Genomic DNA, 25,015 nt, shown 5'->3' on the forward strand with positions numbered 1-25,015 from the left:
CGAACGAGCAGAGTGTCGGGCTCGGTGCCCACGCTGTTGCACGGGTCTGGTAAGGTGAGTGCATGTGTAAAAAACAAAGACATACAGACAACAAAACGTGATCGACCTCCCCCTTCAACATTTCACATACAAACGACCCGAGTGGCGCGCGCGCCGCGCCGCGCGCCCCGCCACTCCATCCCGGCGCCGGTTGCAAAACCAGCACCAGGCCGCAGAACCCTAGCACAAGATAGCTGAATAGCTGCCAGCGCAACGCTTGCGGCAGCCACACATGCACCACGCAGAACATTGCGCATGCATACAGCGCCATCAACAGCAGTTGGCCGCGAATATCCCGCCACAAACTCTCCAAGCCTTCGGCCTTGATCAGCACCAGCACTTGGAGCGTCACGCACGCCGCCGCAAAAACCACCAGCAGCGCACTTAGCAATCCGTCGATCTCATCGATCAGCAACGGCGCCAGGCCAATCAGGCCCAGCGTCGGCAATATACCAATGTGTAACAACCACACGCCGCCCACCCAAAGCATCTGGGCAAGCTGCCAAAGCATGGCGCCCGCATGAAGCGGGCGCCGTCTTTCAGATGTGACGAACTTCAACAATCTCGTACTCGATAACGCCACCGGGCGTTTTCACAGCCACCACGTCACCCTCTTCCTTGGCAATCAAGGCACGGGCAAGTGGGGAACCAACAGAGATCTTGCCGAGTTTGAAGTCAGCTTCGTCTTCACCCACGATGTGGTAAACAACGCGCTCATCAGTCTCGACGTTGGCGATTTCCACGGTGGTGCCGAAAATCACTTTGCCCGTGTGCGGGATGGTCGTGACGTCGATGATTACCGCATTCTGCATACGGCCTTCGATGTCACGGATCCGCGCCTCGACCATACCCTGCTGCTCGCGAGCAGCGTGGTATTCAGCGTTTTCCTTCAAGTCACCCAGCTCGCGGGCCGTACCGATGTCCTGGCTCAGCTTTGGACGGACGACCTTGGTCAGATGGGCGTGTTCCTCTTCCAGGGCCTTGGCGCCCTGGACGGTCATTGGGTATTTGGTCATGCCTTCAATCCTGCGTGTAGATCCTGCAAGCGACGCACGGTCTTTTCCGGACCGAACTTGAGCGCTTCGCAGATGGCTTCGCCAGCAGCAATGGTGGTGGTGCAATAGATCTTGTGCTGCAAGGCATTACGACGAATGGAGTAGGAGTCCGCGATCGACTGGCGACCTTCGGTGGTGTTGATGATCAAAGTGACTTCGTCATTCTTGATCATGTCGACCACGTGCGGACGACCTTCCGTCACCTTGTTAACGCGGCGCACTTTCAGACCGGCAGCTTCGATCAGCTTGGCGGTCCCGGCGGTGGCCACGACTTCAAAGCCCAAGTTGATCAGATCACGGGCCACACCTGCAACCAGCGGTTTGTCATCATCACGCACGCTGATAAACGCGGTACCGCCAGTCGGCAGCACTTCGCTCGCGCCCATCTGGGCCTTGGCGAATGCTTCACCGAAGGTATCGCCCACGCCCATCACTTCACCGGTGGACTTCATTTCTGGGCCCAGGATCGGGTCCACACCAGGGAATTTAGCGAATGGGAATACCGCCTCTTTCACGCTGTAGAAGTTAGGAATGATTTCCTTGGTGAAGCCGATTTCCTTCAAGGTCTTACCCGCCATCACGCGGGCAGCGATCATGGCGAGGGACACACCGATGCACTTGGATACAAATGGCACGGTACGCGAAGCACGCGGGTTGACTTCGATGACGTAGATGTCTTCGCCTTGCAGCGCCAACTGAACGTTCATCAGGCCGACAACGCCCAGTTCCAGGGCCATTTTCTTGACCTGTTCACGCATCTCGTCCTGGATGTGCGCCGGCAGCGAGTACGGCGGCAGCGAGCATGCGGAGTCACCGGAGTGAACCCCCGCCTGTTCGATGTGCTGCATGATCGCGCCGATCACTACGTCGGTGCCATCGCAAACCGCATCCACGTCCATTTCGATGGCGCAGTTGAGGAAGTGGTCCAGCAGCACCGGGCTGTCGTTGGACACTTTCACCGCATCACGCAGGTAACGCTTGAGTTCTTCTTCTTCGTAAACGATTTCCATCGCACGGCCGCCCAATACGTAGGACGGACGCACCACCAGCGGGTAACCGATCTTGCTGGCTGCACGGATGGCTTCGTCTTCGCTGCGCACGGTGGCGTTAGGCGGCTGACGCAGGTTCAGGCGCTCAACCATTTGCTGGAAGCGCTCACGGTCTTCGGCACGGTCGATGGCGTCAGGGCTGGTGCCGATGATCGGCACGCCGGCAGCTTCCAGGGCGCGAGCCAGTTTCAGCGGAGTTTGGCCGCCGTACTGAACGATCACACCTTTTGGTTTCTCGACGCGGCAGATTTCCAGCACATCTTCCAGCGTTACCGGCTCGAAGTACAGACGGTCGGAAGTGTCGTAGTCAGTGGAAACAGTTTCCGGGTTGCAGTTGACCATGATGGTCTCGTACCCGTCTTCGCGCAGGGCGAGGGCGGCGTGTACACAGCAGTAGTCGAATTCGATGCCCTGGCCGATACGGTTTGGACCGCCGCCCAGGATAATGATCTTGTCGCGCCCAGACGGCGCGGCTTCGCACTCTTCCTCGTAAGTCGAGTACAGGTACGCAGTGTCGGTTGCGAACTCCGCCGCGCAGGTGTCAACGCGCTTGTAGACCGGGAAGATCTCCAGCTTGTGGCGATGAGTGCGCAGGTTTTTCTCGGTCACGCCCAGCAGCTTGGCCAGACGCTGGTCGGAGAAACCTTTGCGCTTGAGGCGGAACATCAGGTCGCGGTCGATAGAGGACAGGCCGAGAGTCTTGACCTTCTCTTCTTCCTTGATCAGATCTTCGATCTGCACCAGGAACCACGGGTCGATCATGTTCATGCCGAAGATTTGTTCGACGGTCATGCCGGCGCGGAAAGCATCGGCCACATACCAGATGCGCTCGGCGCCCGGCACGGTCAGCTCGCGCTTGAGCACGCTCATGCTTTCCGGGTTGCTCAGGTCGAGCTTTTCGTCCAGGCCGCAAACACCCACCTCCAGACCGCGAAGGGCTTTCTGCAGGGATTCCTGGAAGGTCCGGCCGATAGCCATGACTTCACCCACGGATTTCATCTGGGTAGTCAGACGAGCGTCAGCCTTGGCGAATTTCTCGAAGGCAAACCGTGGCAGCTTGGTCACGACGTAGTCGATAGACGGCTCGAAGGACGCTGGCGTTGCGCCGCCAGTGATTTCGTTTTGCAGCTCGTCCAAGGTGTAACCGATCGCCAGCTTGGCAGCGATGCGCGCAATCGGGAAGCCGGTCGCTTTCGATGCCAGCGCCGAAGAGCGCGAGACACGCGGGTTCATCTCGATCACGACCATGCGGCCTGTGTCCGGGCAGATACCGAACTGAACGTTGGAACCGCCGGTTTCAACGCCGATCTCACGCAGCACCGCCAACGAGGCGTTACGCATGATCTGGTATTCCTTGTCCGTCAGCGTCTGCGCCGGCGCAACGGTGATCGAGTCGCCGGTGTGCACGCCCATCGGGTCGAAGTTTTCGATCGAGCAGACGATGATGCAGTTGTCCTTTTTGTCGCGAACAACCTCCATCTCGTACTCTTTCCAGCCAATCAGCGATTCGTCGATCAGCAGCTCTTTGGTCGGCGACAGGTCCAGACCACGAGCGCAGATTTCTTCGAACTCTTCACGGTTGTAAGCGATACCGCCACCGGTGCCGCCCATGGTGAATGACGGACGGATGATGCACGGGAAGCCCAGCTTTTCGAGGACTGCATTGGCCTCCTCCATGCTGTGGGCAATGCCGGAGCGCGGGCAGTCAAGCCCGATGGACTTCATGGCCTTATCGAAACGCGAACGGTCTTCAGCCTTGTCGATGGTGTCGGCATTCGCGCCGATCATCTCTACGCCGAATTTTTCCAGGACGCCTTCGCGCTCCAGGTCCAGGGCGCAGTTCAGTGCAGTCTGGCCGCCCATGGTCGGCAGCAGTGCGTCCGGACGCTCTTTCTCGATGATCTTGGCAACGGTCTGCCACTTGATCGGTTCGATGTAGGTGGCGTCGGCCATGTCCGGGTCGGTCATGATGGTGGCCGGGTTGGAGTTCACCAGGATGACGCGGTAGCCCTCCTCGCGCAGAGCCTTACAGGCCTGGGCGCCGGAATAGTCGAATTCGCAGGCCTGGCCGATCACGATCGGGCCAGCGCCGAGAATCAGGATGCTTTTTATGTCTGTACGTTTTGGCATGGGTTTGTCACTCAAATCCGCAGGTCAGTCGGCAAGCCGTCTTGAACACTCTTTGAAGAGCCTGCGGGGGCCACCGAGGTTCGGGGCCGCCCGCAAGCCACTCAGTCAGCGTCGCTTGGCCATCTCATTGATGAAACGGTCGAACAGCGGCGCTACGTCGTTCGGGCCCGGGCTTGCTTCAGGGTGGCCCTGGAAGCTGAACGCGCTCTTGTCGGTGCGCTCGATGCCTTGAAGGGAGCCGTCGAACAGCGATTTGTGAATCGCGCGAACATTGGCCGGCAAGGTCGCTTCATCCACAGCAAAACCGTGGTTCTGGCTCGTGATCATCACGACGCCAGTGTCCAGGTCCTGCACAGGGTGGTTGGCACCGTGGTGGCCGTGGCCCATCTTCAAGGTTTTGGCGCCGGAGGCCAGAGCCAGCAGTTGGTGACCGAGGCAAATACCGAATACCGGGATCTCGGTTTCCAGCACTTCCTTGATCGCCTTGATGGCGTAGTCGCAAGGCTCCGGGTCACCCGGGCCGTTGGACAGGAACACACCGTCCGGCTGCAGGGCCAGCACGTCGCTGGCCGGGGTTTGCGCCGGCACCACGGTTACGCGGCAACCACGCTCGACCAGCATGCGCAGGATGTTGTACTTGATGCCGTAGTCGTAGGCGACTACGTGGTATTGCAGGTCAGCTGCAGCGATGGTCTCGTGGCTGTCAGTCTTCAAGTCCCAGACAGTGGAGCGCCACTCGTACTGCTCTTTAGTGCTGACTTCTTTCGCCAGGTCCATGCCTTTCAGGCCTGGGAAGCCTTGCGCTGCGGCAATTGCCGCTGCTTCGCAAATATTGTCACCCGCCATGATGCAGCCGTTCTGCGAGCCCTTTTCACGCAGGATGCGTGTCAGGCGGCGCGTATCGATACCAGCGATCGCCACAACGTTGTTGGCTTTCAGGTAATCGGACAGCGACATCGTGTTACGCCAGTTGCTCGCAACCAGTGGCAGGTCACGAATGACCAGGCCGGCCGACCAGACACGATCAGACTCAACGTCTTCCGGTGTAGTACCGGTGTTGCCGATGTGCGGATAGGTCAGGGTAACGATCTGTTGGGCATAGGAAGGATCGGTAAGGATTTCCTGATAGCCGGTCATGGCAGTGTTAAACACTACCTCTCCAACGGTTTGACCGTCGGCTCCAATGGCTTCGCCGCGAAAAATGCTGCCATCAGCAAGGGCGAGTATGGCTGGCTTAGTCAAGAAGACCTCCCGTAAATAAAGCCTGAAAGGGCGATCGCAGGTTGCAAAAAAGCGGAGTGACGTATGGACACGTCACCCCGCTTCTTCACTGAATTATTCTGCGCGCTTTTAGTGGACACACTAAAGCTGTAGCTTACAGAAAAAGGCTTTTTTGGTCCACCGCTAATGAGCCTTAAAGGCAGGAGAATGCGACAGGACGTCGCTTAGCGGGTAAAAACGGTGGCTCAGGATAATCCTGAGCCACCGTTTTAGCTACCGATTAGTGCAGATCCAGCACGTCACGCATGTCATACAGCGAAGGCTTGCGACCCTCCAACCAGAGCGCAGCACGCACGGCGCCCTTAGCGAACGTCATGCGACTGGACGCTTTGTGCGTGATCTCCAGGCGCTCGCCTTCGGAGGCGAACAGCACGGTGTGATCACCCACGACATCACCACCGCGTACGGTAGCGAAGCCGATGGTGTCACGCGCACGTGCACCGGTATGACCTTCACGACCGTACACTGCGACTTTCGACAGATCACGCCCCAACGCATCGGCGATCGCCTCACCCATGCGCAACGCGGTACCCGACGGCGCGTCGATCTTGTGCCGGTGATGGGTCTCGATAATCTCGATATCCGCCTCATCACCCAGCACACGCGCCGCCAGGTCCAGCAACTTGAGCGACAGGTTCACGCCGACACTGAAATTGGCCGCGAAGACAATCGGAATGTCCTTGCCCGCCTCAACCAGCAACTGCTTCTGCTCAACACTCAAGCCCGTGGTACCGATCACCATGGCCTTGCCTGCCTTACGGCAGAACGCCAGGTTTTTCAGCATCACCTCCGGCAAGGTAAAGTCGATCAGCACATCGAACTCATCAGCCACCTGCTCAAGGTTGCCTGACAACGAAACGCCAATGCGGCCCAACGAGGCCAGCTCACCCGCGTCCGCACCGATCAACGTGCTGCCCGGGCGAACGATCGCCGCCGTTAGCCCGGAGGCCGGCGAGCGCTGCTGCACCGCCTCGACCAAGGTCTTGCCCATGCGCCCGGCAGCGCCCATTACGGCTATACGTCGCATACTCACTTCCTTACAGGTCGCCAAAGAAGCGCTTCACGCCATCGAAAAAGCCGGTGGTTTTCGGCGAGTGAGATTCATCACCTTCCAACGAGCTGCGGAACTCTTCCAGCAGTTCGCGCTGACGACGACCGAGGTTGACCGGTGTTTCCACCGCGACGCGACACATCAGGTCGCCAGCACCGCCACCGCGCACCGGCGCAACGCCTTTGCCGCGGATACGGAACTGCTTGCCGGTCTGCGTGCCCTCAGGAATCTTCAGCTTGACCCGACCATCCAGCGTCGGAATCTCCAACTCGCCACCCAGGGCCGCATCGACAAAACTGATCGGCACTTCGCAGAACAGGTGCTTGCCGTCGCGCTGGAAGATCGAGTGCTCACGCACGTTGATCACCACATACAGGTCGCCCGTAGGCCCACCCTGAGCCCCCGCCTCGCCTTCGCCCGACAGGCGAATGCGATCACCAGTATCCACGCCCGCCGGCACTTTCACCGAGAGCGTTTTGTATTCTTCGACGCGGCCTTCGCCGTGGCAGGAGTCGCACGGATCGGAAATGATCTTGCCCTGACCATGGCAACGCGGGCAGGTCTGCTGCACTGAGAAGAAGCCTTGCTGCATCCGCACCTGACCGATACCGCCGCAGGTTGGGCAGGTGATCGGCGAGGAACCTTTCTTGGCACCTGAACCGTCGCACGGCTTGCAATTGACCAGCGTCGGCACACGGATATTGACGCTGGTGCCGCGCACGGCTTCTTCGAGGTTCAATTCCAGGGTGTAGCGCAGGTCGCTGCCGCGCTGAGCACCGCCACGCTGGCCGCCACGGCCACCGCCGAAAAAGTCACTGAAGACGTCGCCGAAAATGTCAGAGAAGTTCTGACCGCCAAAACCGGCACCGCCGCCGCCCATGCTCGGATCAACGCCGGCATGACCGTACTGATCGTAGGCCGCACGCTTGTTTGGATCACTCAGGCATTCGTAGGCCTCATTGGCCTCTTTGAACATCTCTTCGGATTCTTTGCTATCCGGATTACGGTCCGGGTGGTGCTTCATCGCCAGGCGACGGTAAGCCTTTTTCAGGTCCGCCTCGCTGGAGCCGCGCTCCACACCCAACACTTCGTAATAGTCACGCTTTGCCATAAGTCTTTGCACTCTTAAGGACGTTCGGCGAGACCCTCCTGAGCCTTGCCAAACTCGTTGAGCCCCAATACAGGCCCGGACCCAACTCACGTCAATTCAACGATCCTGGTCATTACTGCTTTTAGCCAGGGACCCGGCCAAAAAACACGGTGACTGTCAGCCAGGAAGCAGGAGCATTCCCAGTCACACCGCCAACATTCGACCTTGTCGCATGTTGTAAAAATTCGCATACCCCAGACACGCCAACGCGGGAGCAAGCTCCCGCGCGGCGACATCCTACCAGTCACCGCTTGATAGCGGTCAACCGTACAACCAACTTACTTGTGCTCTTTGACTTCTTCGAACTCGGCATCGACAACGTCGTCGTGCTTGGCTTCAGGCTCTGCGTGCTGCTCACCGCCTTCTGCCGGCTGGCCTTGCTCGGCATACATTTTCTGAGCAACCGGTGCGGAGACTTTCGACAGTTCCTCAACCTTGGCTTCGATGGCAGCCTTGTCGTCGCCTTTAATGGCGACTTCCAGGGCAACCACTGCCGCTTCGATCGCAGTTTTCTCTTCAGCGGTCACTTTATCGCCTGCTTCGGAGACCATTTTGCGCGTCGAGTGAACCAGGGCATCGCCTTGGTTACGGGCGCCGGCCAGCTCAGCAAACTTGGCATCAGCATCAGCATTGGCTTCAGCATCACGAATCATCTGTTGAATTTCTTCATCAGACAGACCGGAGTTGGCCTTGATGGTGATCTTCTGCTCTTTGCCAGTGGCTTTGTCTTTAGCACCTACGTGCAAAATACCGTTGGCATCGATGTCGAAGGTCACTTCAATTTGTGGCACGCCACGTGGTGCTGGTGGAATCTCGGCCAGGTCGAACTTGCCCAGGGACTTGTTCTGAGCCGCTTGTTTACGCTCACCTTGCAGCACGTGAATAGTCACAGCGCCTTGATTGTCGTCAGCAGTCGAGAAAACTTGCGATTTCTTGGTAGGAATCGTGGTGTTTTTCTCGATCAGCGCGGTCATCACGCCACCCATGGTTTCGATACCCAGGGTCAGCGGGCTGACGTCCAGCAGCAGCACGTCTTTCACGTCGCCGGCCAGTACTGCACCTTGGATAGCAGCACCCATGGCAACGGCTTCGTCCGGGTTCACGTCTTTACGTGCTTCTTTGCCGAAGAACTCAGTCACCAGCTTCTGAACCAGTGGCATACGGGTCTGACCGCCAACCAGGATCACGTCGTTGATCGCGCCAACGTCGATACCGGAGTCTTTCAGCGCGATGCGGCAAGGCTCGATGGTGCGCTGAACCAGGTCTTCAACCAGCGCTTCCAGCTTGGAACGCGAGATTTTCACGTTCAAGTGCTTAGGACCGGTAGCGTCTGCAGTGATGTACGGCAGGTTCACGTCAGTCGACTGAGCGGAAGACAGCTCGATCTTGGCTTTCTCAGCGGCTTCTTTCAGGCGCTGCATGGCCAGCGGGTCACCTTTGAGGTTCATGCCGCTTTCTTTCTTGAATTCGTCAACGAGGTAGTCGATCAGACGAATGTCAAAGTCTTCACCACCCAAGAAGGTGTCACCGTTGGTGGCCAACACTTCAAACTGGTGCTCGCCGTCAACTTCAGCGATCTCGATCACGGAGACGTCGAACGTACCGCCACCCAGGTCATAAACGATCACAGTGTGGTCGCCTTTGGCCTTGTCCATACCGTAAGCCAGTGCAGCTGCGGTCGGTTCGTTGATGATACGTTTTACGTCCAGGCCCGCGATGCGGCCGGCGTCTTTAGTCGCCTGGCGCTGGCTGTCGTTGAAGTAGGCTGGAACGGTGATCACCGCTTCAGTCACTGTTTCACCGAGGTAGTCTTCGGCGGTTTTCTTCATCTTTTTCAAGATTTCAGCCGAGATTTGCGGCGGCGACATTTTCTGGCCGTTTACTTCAACCCAGGCGTCACCGTTGTCAGCCTTGGCGATTTTGTAAGGGACCATCTTGATGTCTTTCTGTACGACTTCTTCGTCGAACTTACGACCGATCAGACGCTTCACCGCGTACAGGGTGTTATGCGGATTGGTCACAGCCTGACGCTTGGCCGACTGACCGACGAGGATTTCACCGTCGTTGGCGTAAGCAATGATCGACGGCGTGGTACGCGCGCCTTCGGCGTTTTCGATAACTTTAGCAACACCGTTTTCCAGCACGGAGACGCAGGAGTTGGTAGTCCCCAGGTCGATACCGATAATTTTGCCCATGATTTACTCTCCCGAAACTTTAATTTGGATGCCGCAGCAGTGGTGGCTAACTGCGGTAGCACTTAAACGCTTGACTTATAAATGGGGGCCTTGCGGCGGATTTCAAGCCTGCTCATCAATAGAAGGTGCAACAGGTGCAGGCGCCTTGCTCACCACCACCATTGCCGGGCGCAGCAAGCGACCGTTGAGCTGATAACCCTTCTGGAATACTTTCAAAACACTGTTCGGCTCCAGGTCATGGCTTTCCTGCATGGCCATGGCTTGGTGATGCTCTGCATTGAACGGCTCACCGCCTTGCGGATCGATGGCTTCCAACTGATAACGCTTCAGGGTGTCCTGAAACATTTTCAGGGTCAGTTCGATCCCTTCGCGCATCGGGCGGATGTTTTCATCGTCCGGGTTGGATAACTCAAGGCCACGCTCCAGGCTGTCGATGATCGGCAGCAGGTCATTGGCGAATTTTTCCAACGCGAATTTGTGAGCCTTCTCAACATCCTGCTCGGCACGGCGACGGACGTTCTGCAGATCAGCGGCAACACGCAAAGACTGATCTTGCGCAGCAGCCAATTGCTCCTCGAGCACTTGCACACGAGTCGCCAGTTCATCACCGGCAGCCGAATTGGCGTCTGGAGTTTGCGTATCCTGCGTCTGTTCGTCAGCCATAGATTTCTCCTTTCAAAATCATGCGCGAACTCAACTCGCGCTTCTGTTCCGGTATATGGGGCCACAATTTCCAGGTTCAAGAGCGCAAGCGTTACCAAAAGTCTTTCACTTGCGGCAGATCAATTCCTGCGCACTCATTCCCCGTTGAGCTAAAAAAGCGATTGCATCAAGCAAATCGAGCTAAAGCTCAGGATTGTCAGCATCAAGCAAAACACTGTATAAATAACCAGACCTAACGCCTCGGAGCGGCCGCTATGCTCGTGCATCTGTCTGTACATAACTACGCCATCGTTGAACATCTGGACCTCGAACTGGATCGCGGGATGAGCGTAATCACAGGCGAAACCGGTGCCGGCAAGTCGATCATGCTCGATGCCCTGGGCCTGACCCTCGGTGACCGCGCCGACAGTGGCGTCGTGCGCCCCGGTGCGGACAAGGCCGACATCCTGGCCACCTTCGACCTGGTAGACATTCCCGAAGCCGAAGCCTGGCTGGCCGAGCGCGACCTTAATAATGAAGGCCCATGCATCCTGCGCCGAGTCATCACGGCGGAAGGACGCTCACGCGGCTACATCAACGGCACGCCCTGCCCTCTTGGCGACCTGAAAGCCCTGGGCGAACTGCTGATCGATATCCACAGCCAGCACGAACACCAGTCCCTGCTGAAAACCGACACCCATCGCCGCCTGCTCGATGAGTACGCCGGCGCCACTGATCTTGCCCGGCAGGTACAGCTTGCCGCCCAGCGCTGGAGGCAGACACGCCAAGAACTGGAGCGTCTCTCCAATTCCGGCGATGAGCAGCGCGCCCGTCATCAACTGCTCAGCTACCAACTGGAAGAACTGGAAAGCCTCGGCCTGGGCGAGACCGAGTTGGAGCAACTGGAGCAGGAACACAAGAACCTTACCAACGCCGAGACCCTGCTGAGTATCTGCCGCCAGGTGGTGGAGCAATGCAGCGAAAGTGATTCGGGCAACGTGCTCAATGCATTGACCGCCAGCCTCAATCGCCTGTCCAGCGTGAACAGCGGGTCGGGCTCATTGGGTGAAGCCACTACCCTGCTGACCAGTGCACAGATCCAAGTAGAGGAAGCCGTGGGAGAACTCAATCGCTTCCTCGACCACTTCGATGCCGACCCGGCGCGCCTGCAGGAAATAGAAGAACGCTTGGACACCATCTACACCCTGGCGCGCAAACATCGCATCCAGCCCACCGAAGTGGCCACGATGCAGCAAAAACTGCTGGATGAAATCGAAACCCTCAACGCCAACGACGAATCCATTGAGCGCCTGGGCGATGAACTCGCCTCGTTCGCCCGGCACTACCAAGAAAAGGCCCGCGAACTGAGCGACCTGCGCCAACACGCGGCAACAAGCCTGGCCAGCGCCGTAGAGCAGGAGATTCAGCGCCTGGGCATGCCCGGCGGGCGTTTCACTATCGAGCTGCACGCCAACACCAGCAACGAGCTACAACCCCACGGCCTGGAACAGGTGGAACTGCTGGTCAGCGCCAACCCTGGCCAGCCGCTCAAGGCGCTGGCAAAAGTGGCGTCCGGTGGCGAGCTGTCGCGCATAAGCCTGGCGATCCAGGTGATTACTGCCCAGACCTCACGGGTACCCACGCTGGTATTCGATGAAGTGGACGTGGGTATCGGCGGGCCGACTGCCGAGATTGTTGGCCAATTACTGCGTCGCCTGGGGGATCGCGGCCAGGTGCTTACGGTGACTCACTTGCCGCAAGTGGCTGCCCAAGGGCATCAGCATTTGTTTGTACATAAAGTACGCGCAAGCGATGCGACGCACACGGCCGTGTCCAAGCTGAACAAATCGGAACGCGTGGAGGAAGTGGCACGGATGTTGGGCGGTATCGATCTGACGAAAGAGTCCTTGGCTCACGCGAAGAAAATGGTCGTGGCCGCCAAAGCCTGAATCGAGCATTTTTCTACCTTATAGAAAGCACGAAGGCGACCCTAGGGTCGCCTTCTATCGTTTCACAGAGCGAATCTGTGTCGATTTTTACTTTTTCTTACGGATGTAAAGAACCAGATTATGGTCCACCAAATCGAAACCATGCTCCTCAGCAATCTGGTGCTGGAGCTTCTCGATTTCCGGACTGGTGAACTCGATAACCTCATTGGTATCCAGGTCAACCATGTGATCGTGATGACCACCGTCAGCTAATTCGAACACTGCATGACCGCCGTCGAAATTATGACGAACCACCAGCCCTGCGGCTTCAAACTGGGTCAGCACACGGTAAACCGTGGCCAGGCCAACGTCCTCGTTAGACTCCATCAGTGCCTTGTAAACATCCTCGGCACTCATGTGGCGCTGCTCAGCAGAATCGAGCATTTGTAGAATCTTGACTCGTGGCAGAGTCACTTTAAGACCGGCTTTGCGTAGTTCGCTATTTTCAACCATGGTTAGCTTTCTCGCGGATGCTGCTTCGCAGCTTCTCTTAATACGGGTATGATCGGCGTTTACGTTGTCCCAGCCAAGATAGTGGAAGTCGCCCACCGATGCAAAACACCAAGCTCTTGCTAACCAGTTTCACCCTTGTGGGACTGCTCGCACTCGCCGGTTGTTCATTCCCCGGGGTTTACAAAATCGACATCCAGCAGGGCAATGTCGTCACGCAGGACATGATAGACCAGTTACGCCCGGGAATGACCCGACGGCAAGTACGGTTTATTATGGGCAACCCCCTGCTGACCGACACTTTTCATGCCGATCGCTGGGATTATCTCTATAGCATCCAGCCAGGTGGCGGTGAACGCCAGCAGGAGCGCGTCAGTGTCATCTTCAATGGCAATGACCAGCTTGTCAGCCTGTCCGGCGACTTCATGCCCGGCGTAAGCCGGGATGAAGCCTTGCTGGGCAAGGACAACGGCACCAATGTGACTGCGCCTGCGCAGGAAGCGGAGAAACCGAAGTCCGAGGTACCGGCCAAGCCTGGCTCCTTGCTGGATCAGATCCAGAAGGACGTCGACGGTGTGCAAACCGTTCCAGTCCCGACGCCTCAGCCTCTGGACACCAGCCCGCAGTAATTTTGCGGCGCTCGATAAAAAGCCCGGCATGCCGGGCTTTTTGTTGCCTGCCGTTTGGCCGACTTATGAGTTGCGTTGCTTGGCCATTGCAGCCTTGACCGCTCGTAGCCTGCGCACCTCTTTCGGGTCTGCCAGCAAGGGCCGATAAATCTCAATACGATCACCCGACTGCACCGCACGCACGTCCGCGTCGACAACCACTTTACCGAATATACCCAAAGGGCAATCGGCCAATGCGAGTTCCGGAAAGCGCACTGCAATTCCCGACGCCTGCACCGCCGCCTTCAGGCTTGTACCCGACGGTACCGTCACCGCCAGCAAAACCTGGCGATCCTCGGCGGCGTACACCACTTCAATCTCAACCATGCAGTTGTTTGGCCCGCTGACAGAATGCGTCCACCAAGGTGTTGGCAGCCTGATTGAACAATGGCCCCAACGTTGCCCGCACAATCGGACCTGCGTAATCAAAGGACAGGTCCAGACTGATCTTGCAGGCCTTGTCAGTCAGCGCCTTGAAGACCCACACCCCATGCAACTGAGTGAACGGCCCTTCCTGCAGGTTCATTTCAATCGATTGTCCAGGCGCCAGAGTATTGCGCGTGACAAAGTGCTGGCTCATACCCGCCTTGGCGACTCCGACACTGGCAACCATGTGCTCATCACTGCTCTCCAGCACCTCGGCGGTGTTGCACCACGGCAGGAATTCCGGGTAACGCGCCACGTCGTTGACCAGGTCATAGAGCGCCTGCGCCGGATAAGGCAATAAAGCCGAACGTTGAATATGCGTCGTCATGTGAGCGTTACTTCCACTGCTGAGGCAAACATCGCGAAAGAACAGCCCGATCCGCGAGAGAAAAAAACCAAAGAACTGCCGGTATTGTCCGGGATTCGTCCAACACGCTCAAGCACGCAGGTTGACCGTAGCCGACTCGCTCGCAACTCCCTATAATGCCGCCCCTATGGCTAAACAAAAGAAACACCCCACAGGGACCATCGCGCAAAATAAAAAGGCGCGACACGATTACTTCATCGAACATCGGTTCGAGGCTGGTCTGGTCCTGGCCGGCTGGGAAGTAAAAAGTCTGCGCGCCAGCAAACTGCAACTGGTCGACAGCTACGTATTGCTCAAAGATGGCGAGGCATGGCTGCTCGGCAGCCATATCACCCCGCTGACCACCGCGAGCACTCACGTAATTGCCGACCCGGTGCGCACGCGCAAGCTGTTGCTCAATGCTCGCGAACTGGAAAAGCTCGCTGCCGCCGTACAGCAGAAAGGCTATGCCTGCATCTGCCTGTCCTGGTACTGGAGCAAGCACCTGGTCAAGTGCGAGATCGCACTGGGCAAGGGCAAGAAGGAATACGACAAGCGCGATACCGAGCGCGAGCGCGATTCCAATCGTGAGCTGCATCGCGCTGTGCGCAACAAGGGCAAGGAAGACTAAGCCTTGTGATGTAGCCCTGGGTGACTCACCCAGGCTACATGCCTTTACGTCGCTCTGCCCGAGCCACGCGCTGAACCTCCTGACGCACCTCCTCCAACACTTCCTGCACATACAACAGGTGACGTGTTGAGACTTCACGTGCCTGCTCGGCCCGTCCCTCGATAATCGCCAAGTACAAATCCCGGTGCTGACTGATCAGCATGTCGCGGGTTTCCGTACGCTGCTGATACATGCCGCCGATGTTGGTCACCACGTTCCGCTTGAGCAGATCGAACAGACCGCGAATCGTGTGCAGCAACACCGCGTTATGGCTGGCCTCGGCAATGGCCAAGTGAAACCGCGCATCCGCCGCGCCCTCCTCCACCCGGCTGACCTCATCAACCCGCGTGTAGCAATCCTGCAACGCCTCAAAGGCGGCGGTCAGCCGCTCACGGTCAACCTCGGTGGCGCGCTGCGCCGCGTAGTAAGCACACGAAGCTTCTAAGGTCTGGCGAAACTCCAACAAATCACGCTGGGCCTCGGGGTTATTTTCCAGCAGGTGCAGCAGCGGATCGCTGAACGTCGACCCCAAGGACTCCGCCACATAGTTACCGCCGCCTTGGCGACTGACCAGCAACCCCTTGGCCGCCAGTTTCTGGATCGCCTCGCGCAACGACGGGCGCGACACGCCAAACCGCTCAGCCAAAGCGCGCTCGGCTGGCAAGCGCTCGCCTGACTTGAGCGTGCCCTCAAGGATCATGCCCTCAAGCTGCTCGACAATATCGTCAGACAAACGGCGCTGACGCACCTGATCAAACCCCATAACTCGCTCTCCGCAATCCCGACCACTCGCCGGGCCCTCTATTCTGGCCTATCGCCGCGCTTGCGGCACCTATCAGAACAGCTTCGATTGATCAGACCAGAACACTCCACTCGTGACCTAAGACCAAAGTTTCGCGAGCGGCAAATTGACACACCCCATCCGAGGCTTTTACTCTAGCCGACAGCGACTGTAAATTGGTATTACCAATTGTCCAAGCTGACCAAACAACAACAATCAGGGGCCACCCCATATGCAAACCTGGCAACAGCTCTACAACCCTCTCGGCAGTCTCGGCCTGTCCGCTCTGGCGGCCGTTATTCCGATCGTATTCTTCTTCCTCGCTCTGGCCGTGTTTCGCCTGAAAGGTCACGTCGCCGGGAGTATCACCTTGGGGCTGTCGATCCTGGTGGCGATCGTTGCCTTCCAGATGCCCATGGATATGGCGCTGGCCGCTGCAGGTTATGGGTTTGCCTACGGCCTCTGGCCAATCGCCTGGATCATTGTCGCCGCGGTGTTCCTCTACAAACTGACGGTCAAAAGCGGACAGTTCGAGATCATCCGCAGCTCGGTCCTGTCGATCACCGACGACCAGCGCTTGCAAGTGTTGCTGATCGGCTTCTGCTTCGGCGCCTTCCTGGAAGGTGCCGCCGGTTTCGGTGCACCCGTGGCAATCACCGCCGCATTGCTGGTCGGCCTGGGTTTCAACCCGCTGTACGCCGCTGGCCTTTGCCTGATCGCCAACACCGCGCCTGTCGCCTTCGGCGCACTGGGTATTCCGATCATCGTTGCAGGACAAGTCACCGGCATTGACGCATTCAAGATCGGCGCGATGACCGGCCGCCAATTGCCGTTGCTGTCGCTGTTCGTACCTTTCTGGCTTGTATTCATGATGGACGGCCTGCGCGGTGTTCGCGAAACCTGGCCAGCAGCACTGGTGGCAGGCCTGAGCTTTGCCATCACCCAGTACTTCACCTCCAACTTCATCGGCCCGGAACTGCCGGATATCACCTCAGCCCTCGTCAGCCTGATCGCCCTGACCCTGTTCCTGAAAATCTGGCAGCCCAAGCGCACCGCTGGCGCACAGATTGCCGGCGCCACCTCCAGCGCAGGCGTTACCGCCAGTGTCGGCGGCTTCGGTCAACCACGCCAAACTGTCGCTTCGCCCTACAGCCTGGGGCAGATTTTGAAAGCCTGGTCGCCGTTCCTGATCCTGACCGTACTGGTGACCCTCTGGACCCTCAAGCCGTTCAAAGCAATGTTCGCGGCGGGCGGCTCGATGTACAGCTGGGTGTTCAACTTTGCGATCCCTCACTTGGACCAGTTGGTGATCAAGGTCGCCCCCATCGTCACCAACCCAACGGCGATTCCGGCCGTGTTCAAGCTGGACCCGATTTCAGCCACCGGCACCGCGATTTTCTTCTCCGCACTCGTATCGATGCTGGTACTGAAGATCGACATCAAAACTGGTCTTACCACTTTGAAAGAGACCTTCTACGAGCTGCGCTGGCCGATTCTGTCCATCGGCATGGTGCTGGCGTTCGCCTTTGTCACCAACTATTCCGGCATGTCCTCGACCATGGCGCTGGTATTGGCAGGCACGGGAGCAGCCTTTCCGTTCTTCTCGCCTTTTCTCGGCTGGCTGGGGGTGTTTCTGACAGGCTCGGACACATCGTCCAACGCCTTGTTCAGCTCGCTGCAAGCCACTACCGCTCACCAGATCGGCGTCAACGACGTGCTGTTGGTCGCCGCCAATACCAGCGGCGGCGTGACCGGCAAGATGATCTCGCCGCAGTCGATCGCCGTGGCCTGCGCTGCCACTGGCCTGGTGGGCAAGGAGTCCGACTTGTTCCGCTTTACCCTCAAGCACAGCCTGTTTTTTGCCACCATCGTCGGGCTGATCACGCTGGCGCAGGCCTACTGGTTCACCGGTATGCTGGTGCACTGAGACCTGCACGCAATAGGGTAAAAATCGACGCCGGACAACCATGCCGGCGTCAGCTATTTCTGGAGGACCGATGAGCCTGCCTGCTGCTTTTTTCAGCGACGTCGCACAACTGATCCCGAAAGATCGCCGTTTCGACGATCCACTTTCCACCCTCGCCTTTGGCACCGACGCCAGCTTTTACCGACTGATCCCGCAGCTGGTGATTCGCGTGGAGTCGGAAGATGAAGTGATAGCGCTGCTGCAACTGGCCCAGCGTGACCGCGTGCCGGTCACCTTCCGTGCAGCCGGCACCAGCTTGTCCGGCCAAGCCATCAGCGACTCGGTGCTGATCGTGCTGGGTGACAATTGGAATGGCCGCGAAATTCGTGGGCAAGGCACGCAGATCCGCCTTCAGCCCGGCGTGATCGGCGCACAGGCCAATGCGTGGCTCGCGCCATTCGGGCGCAAGATCGGGCCAGACCCGGCGTCGATCAATGCCTGCAAAATCGGCGGCATCGTCGCCAACAATGCCAGCGGCATGTGCTGCGGCACGGCGCAAAACACTTATCACACCCTGGCAGGTATTCGTTTAGTACTGGCGGACGGCAGCCGCCTCGATACAGAAGATACCGCCAGCGTCGCGGCATTTCGTGAACAGCACGGCGAACTGCTTGAGCGCCTGGCGACACTGGGCCGCGAGACGCGGGCAAACGCAGAATTAGCAGCCAAGATCCGCCACAAATACCGTCTGAAAAACACCACCGGCCTGTCGCTCAATGCCTTGGTCGATTTTGATGAGCCGGTGGATATCCTCAGCCACCTGCTTGTGGGTTCCGAAGGCACTCTGGGCTTTATCAGTGCAGTGACTTACGACACGGTAATTGATCACCCGAACAAAGCCTCGGCGCTGATCGTGTTCCCGGATGTGGAGACCTGCTGCAACGCCGTGACCGTATTGAAATCCCAACCGGTCTCGGCCGTCGAGTTGCTGGACCGGCGCAGCATGCGTTCGGTACAGGACAAGCCGGGCATGCCCGCTTTCGTACAGCAGTTATCGGAAAATGCCTGCGCGCTATTAATCGAGTCCCGCGCCGCGTCGCCGTCATTGCTGCACGAGCAACTGGCGCTGATCATGGCGACCCTGGCGCCCTTCCCCGTGGAAAGACAGGTCGATTTCACCGAAGACCCGGTCGAGAACGCGCGCCTGTGGGCTATCCGCAAAGACACCTTCCCCGCCGTCGGCGCCGTGCGTAAAACCGGCACCACGGTGATCATCGAAGACGTGACCTTCCCAGTCGAACAACTGGCCATCGGCGTGAACCGCTTGATCGCGTTATTCGACAAACACCACTACGACGAAGCCATCCTTTTCGGACACGCCCTGGAAGGCAATCTGCACTTTGTATTCACTCAAGGCTTCAACAGCAGCGAAGAAGTCGCACGCTATCAAGCGTTCATGGACGACGTCGCGCAACTGGTGGCGGTGGAGTTCGGTGGCTCGCTGAAAGCCGAACACGGCACTGGCCGCAATATGGCGCCATTCGTTGAGCTGGAATGGGGCAGCGATGCCTATCAGTTGATGTGGCAGCTCAAACGCCTGCTCGACCCCAACGGCATTCTCAACCCCGACGTAGTGCTCAGCGAAGACCCGCAAATCCATCTTAAGCACCTCAAGCCATTGCCGGCCGCCGACGAGCTTGTGGATAAGTGCATCGAGTGCGGCTTCTGCGAGCCGGTGTGCCCTTCCAAGGGCCTGACCTTGAGCCCACGCCAGCGCATTGTGATCTGGCGCGACATCCAGGCGAAGAAACGTGCAGGCGTCGACACCACCAAACTGGAAGCGGCTTATCACTATCAAGGCATCGAGACCTGCGCCGCCACCGGGCTATGCGCGCAACGCTGCCCTGTAGGCATCAATACCGGCGACCTGGTGAAAAAGCTGCGCGCCCGCGACGCCGACCGTACGAAAACCGCCGACTGGCTGGCTAGCCATTTCGCCACTGCACTGCAAGGTGCGCGATTTACCCTACATGTCGCCAACGGCGCGCGCATGCTTCTGGGCGCGCCGCGCCTGGCCAAGCTGTCAGCCACAGTGACCAAGCTGTCCAAAGGGCAAATCCCCCAATGGACCAGCGCCATGCCACAGCCGGAGAAAGCCATCCGCTTCAGCCCCGCCGTGACGAACGAACGACCGCGTGTGGTCTACCTGGCCGCCTGCGTCTCACGCGCCATGGGCCCGGCGTCGGGAGATAAAGAGCAAATGTCGCTGTACGACAAAACGCGTGGCCTGCTGGAAAAAGCCGGTTACCAAGTCGTCTTGCCTGACAACCAAGACAGCCTATGCTGCGGCCAGCCCTTCGCCTCCAAAGGCTATGCCGAACAGGCCGAGCACAAACGCCAGGAATTGATCGGCGCGCTGCTCCATGCCAGCCGTGGCGGCCTCGACCCGATCTATTGCGACACCAGCCCATGTACCCTACGGCTGGTACAAGACCTCGGCGAAACACGCCTGGACCTCTACGACCCGGTACGGTTTATCCGCACCCACCTGATGGACCGCCTCGACTTCACACCGCAGGAAGCGCCCATCGCCGTGCACGTCACCTGCAGCACCCAGCACCTGGGCGAAAGCCAGGCCCTGATTGACCTGGCGCGACGCTGCTCCAAAACCGTGGTGATCCCCGAAGGCATCCACTGCTGCGGCTTTGCCGGCGACAAAGGCTTTACCACGCCGCAACTCAACGCCCACTCCCTGCGCTCGCTCAAGGACGCCGTGCAATATTGCAGCGAAGGCATTTCCACCAGCCGCACCTGCGAGATCGGCCTGAGTCAGCATGGAGGCATTGATTATCACGGGCTGGTGTACCTGGTGGACCGGGTAACCCAGGCGCGGGCGCATTAATCCGCCAACAAAACCGAACCCCTGCGCGCCGGCGTAGTCATCTGCATAGGCCTCGGTGAACGAGGCTCATCAGTGATGTCGCTGGCAGGTCTTGAACGCCAGTAGCGTCGAGCCCTTTTTCGCAAGGAGATACCCTATGAAGCGTTCCGCTCTTGCTGGCTTGTTTATTACCGCTGCGATGATGGCCTCGCCTGTTTTTGCAGCTGGCAAAACAGATGACCTTTGCCAGATTAACTTGGACAAAATCAACAACGGCAAAGCCCTGCTGGCCACCGACACCAGTGGCAAAAGCGGCGAAATCGACACCGCAGTCTCCCAGGCCAAGGCTGCCCACGCGGCCGGCGATGACAAGAAGTGCATCGAGATCACCTCCAAAGCCATCCAGGACTTGCAGAGCAGCGAAAAAGGCGGCCAGTAAGCCCCTGGCTCGCGCGCGGCCAACCTTCGGGTTGGCCTTCTGCGAACGTTTGGCGTACACTGCACAGGCTTGTCACTCACTATGAAACAACGAGTTACAAGCACGGGGCCGTTTAGGATTCGACGCCGGTCGCGAAACTTTAGGTGCATGCCGAGTTGGTAACAGAACTCGTAAATCCACTGTTGCAACTTCTTATAGTTGCCAATGACGAAAACTACGGCCAGGAATTCGCTCTCGCTGCGTAAGCAGCCTTAGCCCTGAGCTTCTGGTACCTTCGGGTCCAGCAATCACCAGGGGATGTCTGTAAACCCAAAGTGATTGTCATATAGAACAGAATCGCCGTGCAGTACGTTGTGGACGAAGCGGCTAAAACTTACACAACTCGCCCAAAGCACCCTGCCCTTCGGGTCGCTGAGGGTTAACTTAATAGAAACGGCTACGCATGTAGTACCGACAGCGGAGTACTGGCGGACGGGGGTTCAAATCCCCCCGGCTCCACCAATTCGAAGCATCGACAAAACCCGCCTAGTGCGGGTTTTGTTGTTTCTGGGGTTCTGAATGTTGCGGGACATAAAAAGGCGAGCGGCCTCACAACGCCTCGCCCGCTGGAATCCCCCCACGCTTCCCATTACCCTGACGGCCTTTATCAGACAACCGGAAGTCAGATACCCGTGCTCAAGCCCCTCGCTGTCATTACCCTCGCCTTCACGCCCTTGCTCGCCTGCGCCGCCGACCTCGCGGGCGTCTGGCAGGGCACGCTGGGTAAATCCGCTGTAACCGCCTGTTTCAACGGCGCCGATGGCGAGCATGGCAGTTACTACTACCAACGCATCCTCACGCCGATTCAACTGACCCAAGCCAGCGATAACGCGCCGTGGGTGGAGGAAGGCAACACCGGTTTCTGGGCATTGCAGAACCCCCAGGGCGATACGCTCTCAGGTGGCTGGAGTAAAACCAAGGGCGGCAACACGCTGCCACTCAGCTTGCAACGCATCAGCCCCGACGGCTGCGGCAGCGATGCCTACAACGCGCCTATGGAAGCGGCGCCTCTGCCGGTCAAGACCGAGAAGAAAAGCGTCGAAAACCACGCGTATCGACTCAAGACCCAAGGCGCCCAGGTCACGCTCAAACTGGGTGGCGACGGCCCGGCGATTCAGAAGATCAACCAACAACTCGCCGCCCTGGCCATCAATAACGATGACCAGGCTGACTACTTACAAGAGCGCCGCGAATACCTGGGTCGAAATGGCTCGGCCTACACCAGCGAAATCGCGGTGGAGCCCACGTATTGGTCATCGCAGTTCATCACCGTCAGGTTTTACCGCTGGGCCGCAGGTACCGGCGCCAGAGGCATCAGTTGGGGCCTGCATTCCTGGAACCTGCAAACCGGCGAAAGCGTTGACCCGTGGACGTGGCTCGGCGGGCGCCAGGAGTGGTACTCCGCTTACTCCGGCCACGTGGAGTTACCGGCCACATTCAGCGCCTGGCTGGCCAAGCAAACCACCACCGATGAGGGCTGCCCGGCGATCACCAGCTATTCCTCCTTTGACTTGAGCTTCAACACCCAAGGCCTGCAACTCTCCACCCGCGCCACGGGAGACGGCTGCGACAACGACTTGAGCTTCACTTGGGAGCAGTTGGAACCGGTACTGACCGAGCGAGGCAAAGCGGCATTACCGCGCTTAAAACGCCTTTGAACAGCAGGTTTGGCCGCCTTACAAAAACCCCACACTCGTTCACGAAATGTTAAGAAACGGATACATATACTGACGGATTAACATGCCCGCTCCTCCGAGCGGTCCCCTGCCCGGTAGCCAGAACCCATGACGCGCCCCGTTCCTCTGCTGCTCCTTCTCGTTGCTGTGTTGTTCTTCTTCGCCCTGGGCAGCCATGAGCTGCAAGGCTCCACCGAAGCCCGGGTCGCCGGGATCGCGATGGCCATGCACTTGGACAATGATTGGGTGATCCCGCGCCTGTTTCGAGAACCCTTCCTGGAAAAACCGCCCCTGAGCCTGTGGCTGGACGCCGGTGCGATTCGGCTGTTTGGCGGCACCACCTGGGCGGTGCGCCTGGCATCGGCGTTTGCCGGGCTGTTCAGCGTGATGCTGTTTTACGCGATGCTGCGTAAGTTTGGGCGGCCGCAGACGATGGCGTTCTGCGCGGCGCTGATCCTGGCGACCATGGCCAGTTACTGGGGCAACGTGCGCGGGGTGGGTGAAGATTCGTTGCTCAGCCTTGGCGTGACCGCCGCGCTGCTCGGGTTTTACCAGGCTGTGCGGCCAGAACGCGAGGGCTCCAGTGTTTGGGCCTGGGCGTTGTTTACCGTGGGGATGGTGATCGCCACACTGAGCAAAGGTGTGTTGGGCTTGGCGATGCCGGGCATTGTGATCTTTGTGTACCTGGCCAGCACCAGCGTGATGGATAAACGCCTGCGCATCGGCGACTGGCTCAAGCCGGCGCTATTCACCATGCTGGCCCTGGTGCCGCTGATGATCTGGCTAGGGTTTCTGTTTCATCGCGGCGGCATGCAGGCCGTGGCCGAAGTGCTGTGGACCAACAGCGTCGGGCGCTTCAGCGGCTCGTTTGTCGAGGCTGGGCATTACGAGCCGATCTATTACTACATCGCGAAGCTGCCCGAGGCGTTTCTGCCTTGGAACATTCTGGTGTACCTGGGCCTGTGGCACTTCCGCAAAAGCCTGGTACGTAACCGCTACCGCCTGTTTTTCAGCGTGTGGCTGCTGGCGCAGTTCACATTGCTGACCCTGGCTTCGAGCAAGCGCACCGTTTATTTAATGGCACTCACGCCCGCTGCTGCGGTGCTCGCAGCAGAATACGCCGGGGTGTTGCTGGCGTGGCTCAAAGCGAATAAACCCACGCTGTACCGTTATCACCGCGGCGTAATCGCCGGCGTGTTCACGCTACTGATCGCCAGTTACATGACTGCCGCCTTCTGGTTTGCGCCAAAAGCCGACTTACGTGAGTCTTTCGTACCGGTGATCAGCCAGGCGAAGGCGTATCAAACCGAAGGCAAAGAGGTGGTGCTGTTCCAGCCCAACGAGCGCATCGCCGGGGCCAGCGTGTTCTATCTGCAGGCCTACTTACCGATCCTGCAAACCGAAACGCAGTTGCGCAGTTTTCTTGAGGCCAAGCCCGGGAACATGGCGCTGCTGGATCGCCCTGACGACCTGGCGGAGAAGGTACACGTGATCAAGCAGATGGCAATCGGTCGCCAGCCTTACTTCTTCGTCGAACAGTAAGGCTGACGCGGGGCCTCAGTGCTTGGTGAGCTTGTCCAGGTAACCCATGGCGAACGCCGAGATCACGAAGGTCATGTGGATGATCACGTACCACATCAAATGCTGCGGATCGACGTTCTTGGCGTCCATGAAGATGCGCAGCAGGTGGATAGACGAAATCGCCACGATGGAGGCGGCCACTTTCATCTTCAGCGATGAAGAGTCCATGGTGCCCAACCAGTTAAGCTTTTCCTTGCTCTCATCGATATCCAGCTGCGAGACGAAGTTCTCGTAGCCGGAAATCATCACCATCACCAGCAAGCCGCCGACCAGTGCCATGTCGATCAACGACAGCAGCACCAGGATCAGTTCGGACTCGGCCATCGAGAACACGCTCGGCAGCAAGTGAATCACTTCCTGGAAGAACTTCAGCGCCAGCGCCAGCAACCCCAGGGACAAGCCGAAATAAATCGGCGCCAGCAGCCATCGCGAGGCGTACATGGCATTTTCGATAAAGCGTTCCATTGAATCTCACACAGCGTGGTTAAAAATGGCCGCGAGTATACCAGCCGCGCCCGAACACCTGTCACCGCGAGAAAACTGACGTGGGCGGCATCTGTAAGAGATTTTTT

20 protein-coding genes, 1 other RNA gene and 1 pseudogene are annotated in these 25,015 nt (G+C 58.5%); 9 read left to right on the forward strand and 13 right to left on the reverse strand.

Annotation, left to right across the window (positions count from 1 at the left end; translation table 11 throughout):
* Window positions 1-154: 154 nt before the first annotated feature.
* From E0F99_RS09510 to grpE, 8 genes and pseudogenes are all read right to left on the reverse strand, one after another.
* Window positions 155-550 (reverse strand): annotated as a pseudogene (locus E0F99_RS09510) (MFS transporter); the annotation flags it as partial.
* Between the two features lie 28 nt (window positions 551-578).
* The gene (gene greA / locus E0F99_RS09515) at window positions 579-1,055 is read right to left on the reverse strand and encodes a transcription elongation factor GreA (protein WP_083356716.1); all 477 of its coding nucleotides are present in this window, start codon (window positions 1,053-1,055) and stop codon (window positions 579-581) included.
* Window positions 1,052-4,273, reverse strand: coding sequence for a carbamoyl-phosphate synthase large subunit (carB, locus tag E0F99_RS09520; RefSeq protein ID WP_017139259.1), 3,222 nt, complete (start codon window positions 4,271-4,273; stop codon window positions 1,052-1,054). The genes greA and carB overlap by 4 nt, the downstream gene beginning before the upstream one ends.
* A gap of 105 nt (window positions 4,274-4,378) precedes the next feature.
* Window positions 4,379-5,515, reverse strand: a complete 1,137-nt coding sequence (gene carA, locus E0F99_RS09525) for a glutamine-hydrolyzing carbamoyl-phosphate synthase small subunit (protein WP_083356715.1) — start codon at window positions 5,513-5,515, stop codon at window positions 4,379-4,381.
* A gap of 259 nt (window positions 5,516-5,774) precedes the next feature.
* Window positions 5,775-6,581, reverse strand: coding sequence for a 4-hydroxy-tetrahydrodipicolinate reductase (gene dapB / locus E0F99_RS09530; protein ID WP_083356714.1), 807 nt, complete (start codon window positions 6,579-6,581; stop codon window positions 5,775-5,777).
* Window positions 6,582-6,591: 10 nt separating this feature from the next.
* Window positions 6,592-7,716 (reverse strand): molecular chaperone DnaJ, encoded by a 1,125-nt coding sequence (dnaJ, locus tag E0F99_RS09535; RefSeq protein ID WP_083356713.1) that lies wholly within the window; start codon window positions 7,714-7,716, stop codon window positions 6,592-6,594.
* Window positions 7,717-8,033: 317 nt separating this feature from the next.
* Entirely contained in the window at window positions 8,034-9,950 is a 1,917-nt protein-coding gene (gene dnaK, locus E0F99_RS09540) for a molecular chaperone DnaK (protein WP_083356712.1), read from the reverse strand.
* Window positions 9,951-10,052: 102 nt separating this feature from the next.
* Window positions 10,053-10,613: a nucleotide exchange factor GrpE gene (grpE, locus tag E0F99_RS09545; protein ID WP_017139264.1), complete on the reverse strand. Its 561-nt coding sequence runs from the start codon at window positions 10,611-10,613 to the stop codon at window positions 10,053-10,055.
* 254 nt (window positions 10,614-10,867) lie between these two features.
* On the opposite strand from grpE, the gene recN reads away from it, so the two are divergent.
* Window positions 10,868-12,541 (forward strand): DNA repair protein RecN, encoded by a 1,674-nt coding sequence (gene recN / locus E0F99_RS09550; protein ID WP_083356711.1) that lies wholly within the window; start codon window positions 10,868-10,870, stop codon window positions 12,539-12,541.
* Between the two features lie 87 nt (window positions 12,542-12,628).
* Here recN and fur read toward each other — a convergent pair whose 3' ends face one another.
* Window positions 12,629-13,033 carry a ferric iron uptake transcriptional regulator gene (gene fur, locus E0F99_RS09555; RefSeq protein ID WP_083360362.1) on the reverse strand — a complete coding sequence of 135 codons (405 nt, stop codon included), beginning with the start codon at window positions 13,031-13,033 and terminating at the stop codon, window positions 12,629-12,631.
* Between the two features lie 98 nt (window positions 13,034-13,131).
* Between fur and E0F99_RS09560 the strand changes: the two genes are divergently transcribed.
* Entirely contained in the window at window positions 13,132-13,659 is a 528-nt protein-coding gene (locus tag E0F99_RS09560; RefSeq protein ID WP_017139267.1) for an outer membrane protein assembly factor BamE, read from the forward strand.
* 63 nt (window positions 13,660-13,722) lie between these two features.
* Here E0F99_RS09560 and E0F99_RS09565 read toward each other — a convergent pair whose 3' ends face one another.
* Together E0F99_RS09565 and E0F99_RS09570 are read right to left on the reverse strand one after the other, a co-directional pair.
* Window positions 13,723-14,025: an RnfH family protein gene (locus tag E0F99_RS09565; RefSeq protein ID WP_083356710.1), complete on the reverse strand. Its 303-nt coding sequence runs from the start codon at window positions 14,023-14,025 to the stop codon at window positions 13,723-13,725.
* Complete coding sequence (locus tag E0F99_RS09570) at window positions 14,018-14,452, reverse strand: type II toxin-antitoxin system RatA family toxin (protein WP_083356709.1); 435 nt, start codon at window positions 14,450-14,452, stop codon at window positions 14,018-14,020. The genes E0F99_RS09565 and E0F99_RS09570 overlap by 8 nt, the downstream gene beginning before the upstream one ends.
* 166 nt (window positions 14,453-14,618) lie before the next feature.
* On the opposite strand from E0F99_RS09570, the gene smpB reads away from it, so the two are divergent.
* Entirely contained in the window at window positions 14,619-15,101 is a 483-nt protein-coding gene (smpB, locus tag E0F99_RS09575; protein ID WP_003235073.1) for an SsrA-binding protein SmpB, read from the forward strand.
* Window positions 15,102-15,135: 34 nt separating this feature from the next.
* Here smpB and E0F99_RS09580 read toward each other — a convergent pair whose 3' ends face one another.
* Complete coding sequence (locus tag E0F99_RS09580) at window positions 15,136-15,903, reverse strand: FCD domain-containing protein (RefSeq protein WP_083356708.1); 768 nt, start codon at window positions 15,901-15,903, stop codon at window positions 15,136-15,138.
* Between the two features lie 250 nt (window positions 15,904-16,153).
* On the opposite strand from E0F99_RS09580, the gene E0F99_RS09585 reads away from it, so the two are divergent.
* The 6 genes from E0F99_RS09585 (at window position 16,154) to E0F99_RS09610 (ending at window position 24,404) form a co-directional block, all read left to right on the forward strand.
* Complete coding sequence (locus E0F99_RS09585; protein WP_083356707.1) at window positions 16,154-17,848, forward strand: lactate permease LctP family transporter; 1,695 nt, start codon at window positions 16,154-16,156, stop codon at window positions 17,846-17,848.
* A 70-nt stretch (window positions 17,849-17,918) separates the two neighbouring features.
* A complete protein-coding gene (locus tag E0F99_RS09590) occupies window positions 17,919-20,729 on the forward strand; it encodes an FAD-binding and (Fe-S)-binding domain-containing protein (protein WP_083356706.1) in 2,811 nt (936 codons plus the stop codon).
* A gap of 136 nt (window positions 20,730-20,865) precedes the next feature.
* Window positions 20,866-21,147, forward strand: coding sequence for a hypothetical protein (locus E0F99_RS09595; RefSeq protein WP_083356705.1), 282 nt, complete (start codon window positions 20,866-20,868; stop codon window positions 21,145-21,147).
* A 104-nt stretch (window positions 21,148-21,251) separates the two neighbouring features.
* Window positions 21,252-21,648: a transfer-messenger RNA gene (ssrA, locus tag E0F99_RS09600) on the forward strand.
* A 170-nt stretch (window positions 21,649-21,818) separates the two neighbouring features.
* Window positions 21,819-22,844, forward strand: a complete 1,026-nt coding sequence (locus E0F99_RS09605; protein WP_083356704.1) for a hypothetical protein — start codon at window positions 21,819-21,821, stop codon at window positions 22,842-22,844.
* A 126-nt stretch (window positions 22,845-22,970) separates the two neighbouring features.
* Window positions 22,971-24,404 carry an ArnT family glycosyltransferase gene (locus tag E0F99_RS09610; RefSeq protein ID WP_083356703.1) on the forward strand — a complete coding sequence of 478 codons (1,434 nt, stop codon included), beginning with the start codon at window positions 22,971-22,973 and terminating at the stop codon, window positions 24,402-24,404.
* Between the two features lie 15 nt (window positions 24,405-24,419).
* Here E0F99_RS09610 and E0F99_RS09615 read toward each other — a convergent pair whose 3' ends face one another.
* Window positions 24,420-24,908, reverse strand: coding sequence for a TIGR00645 family protein (locus E0F99_RS09615; RefSeq protein ID WP_071485524.1), 489 nt, complete (start codon window positions 24,906-24,908; stop codon window positions 24,420-24,422).
* Window positions 24,909-25,015 lie beyond the last annotated feature (107 nt).

The sequence above is a fragment of the Pseudomonas antarctica genome, from assembly GCF_900624995.1.
GTDB classification, from domain to species: Bacteria; Pseudomonadota; Gammaproteobacteria; order Pseudomonadales; family Pseudomonadaceae; genus Aquipseudomonas; species Aquipseudomonas antarctica.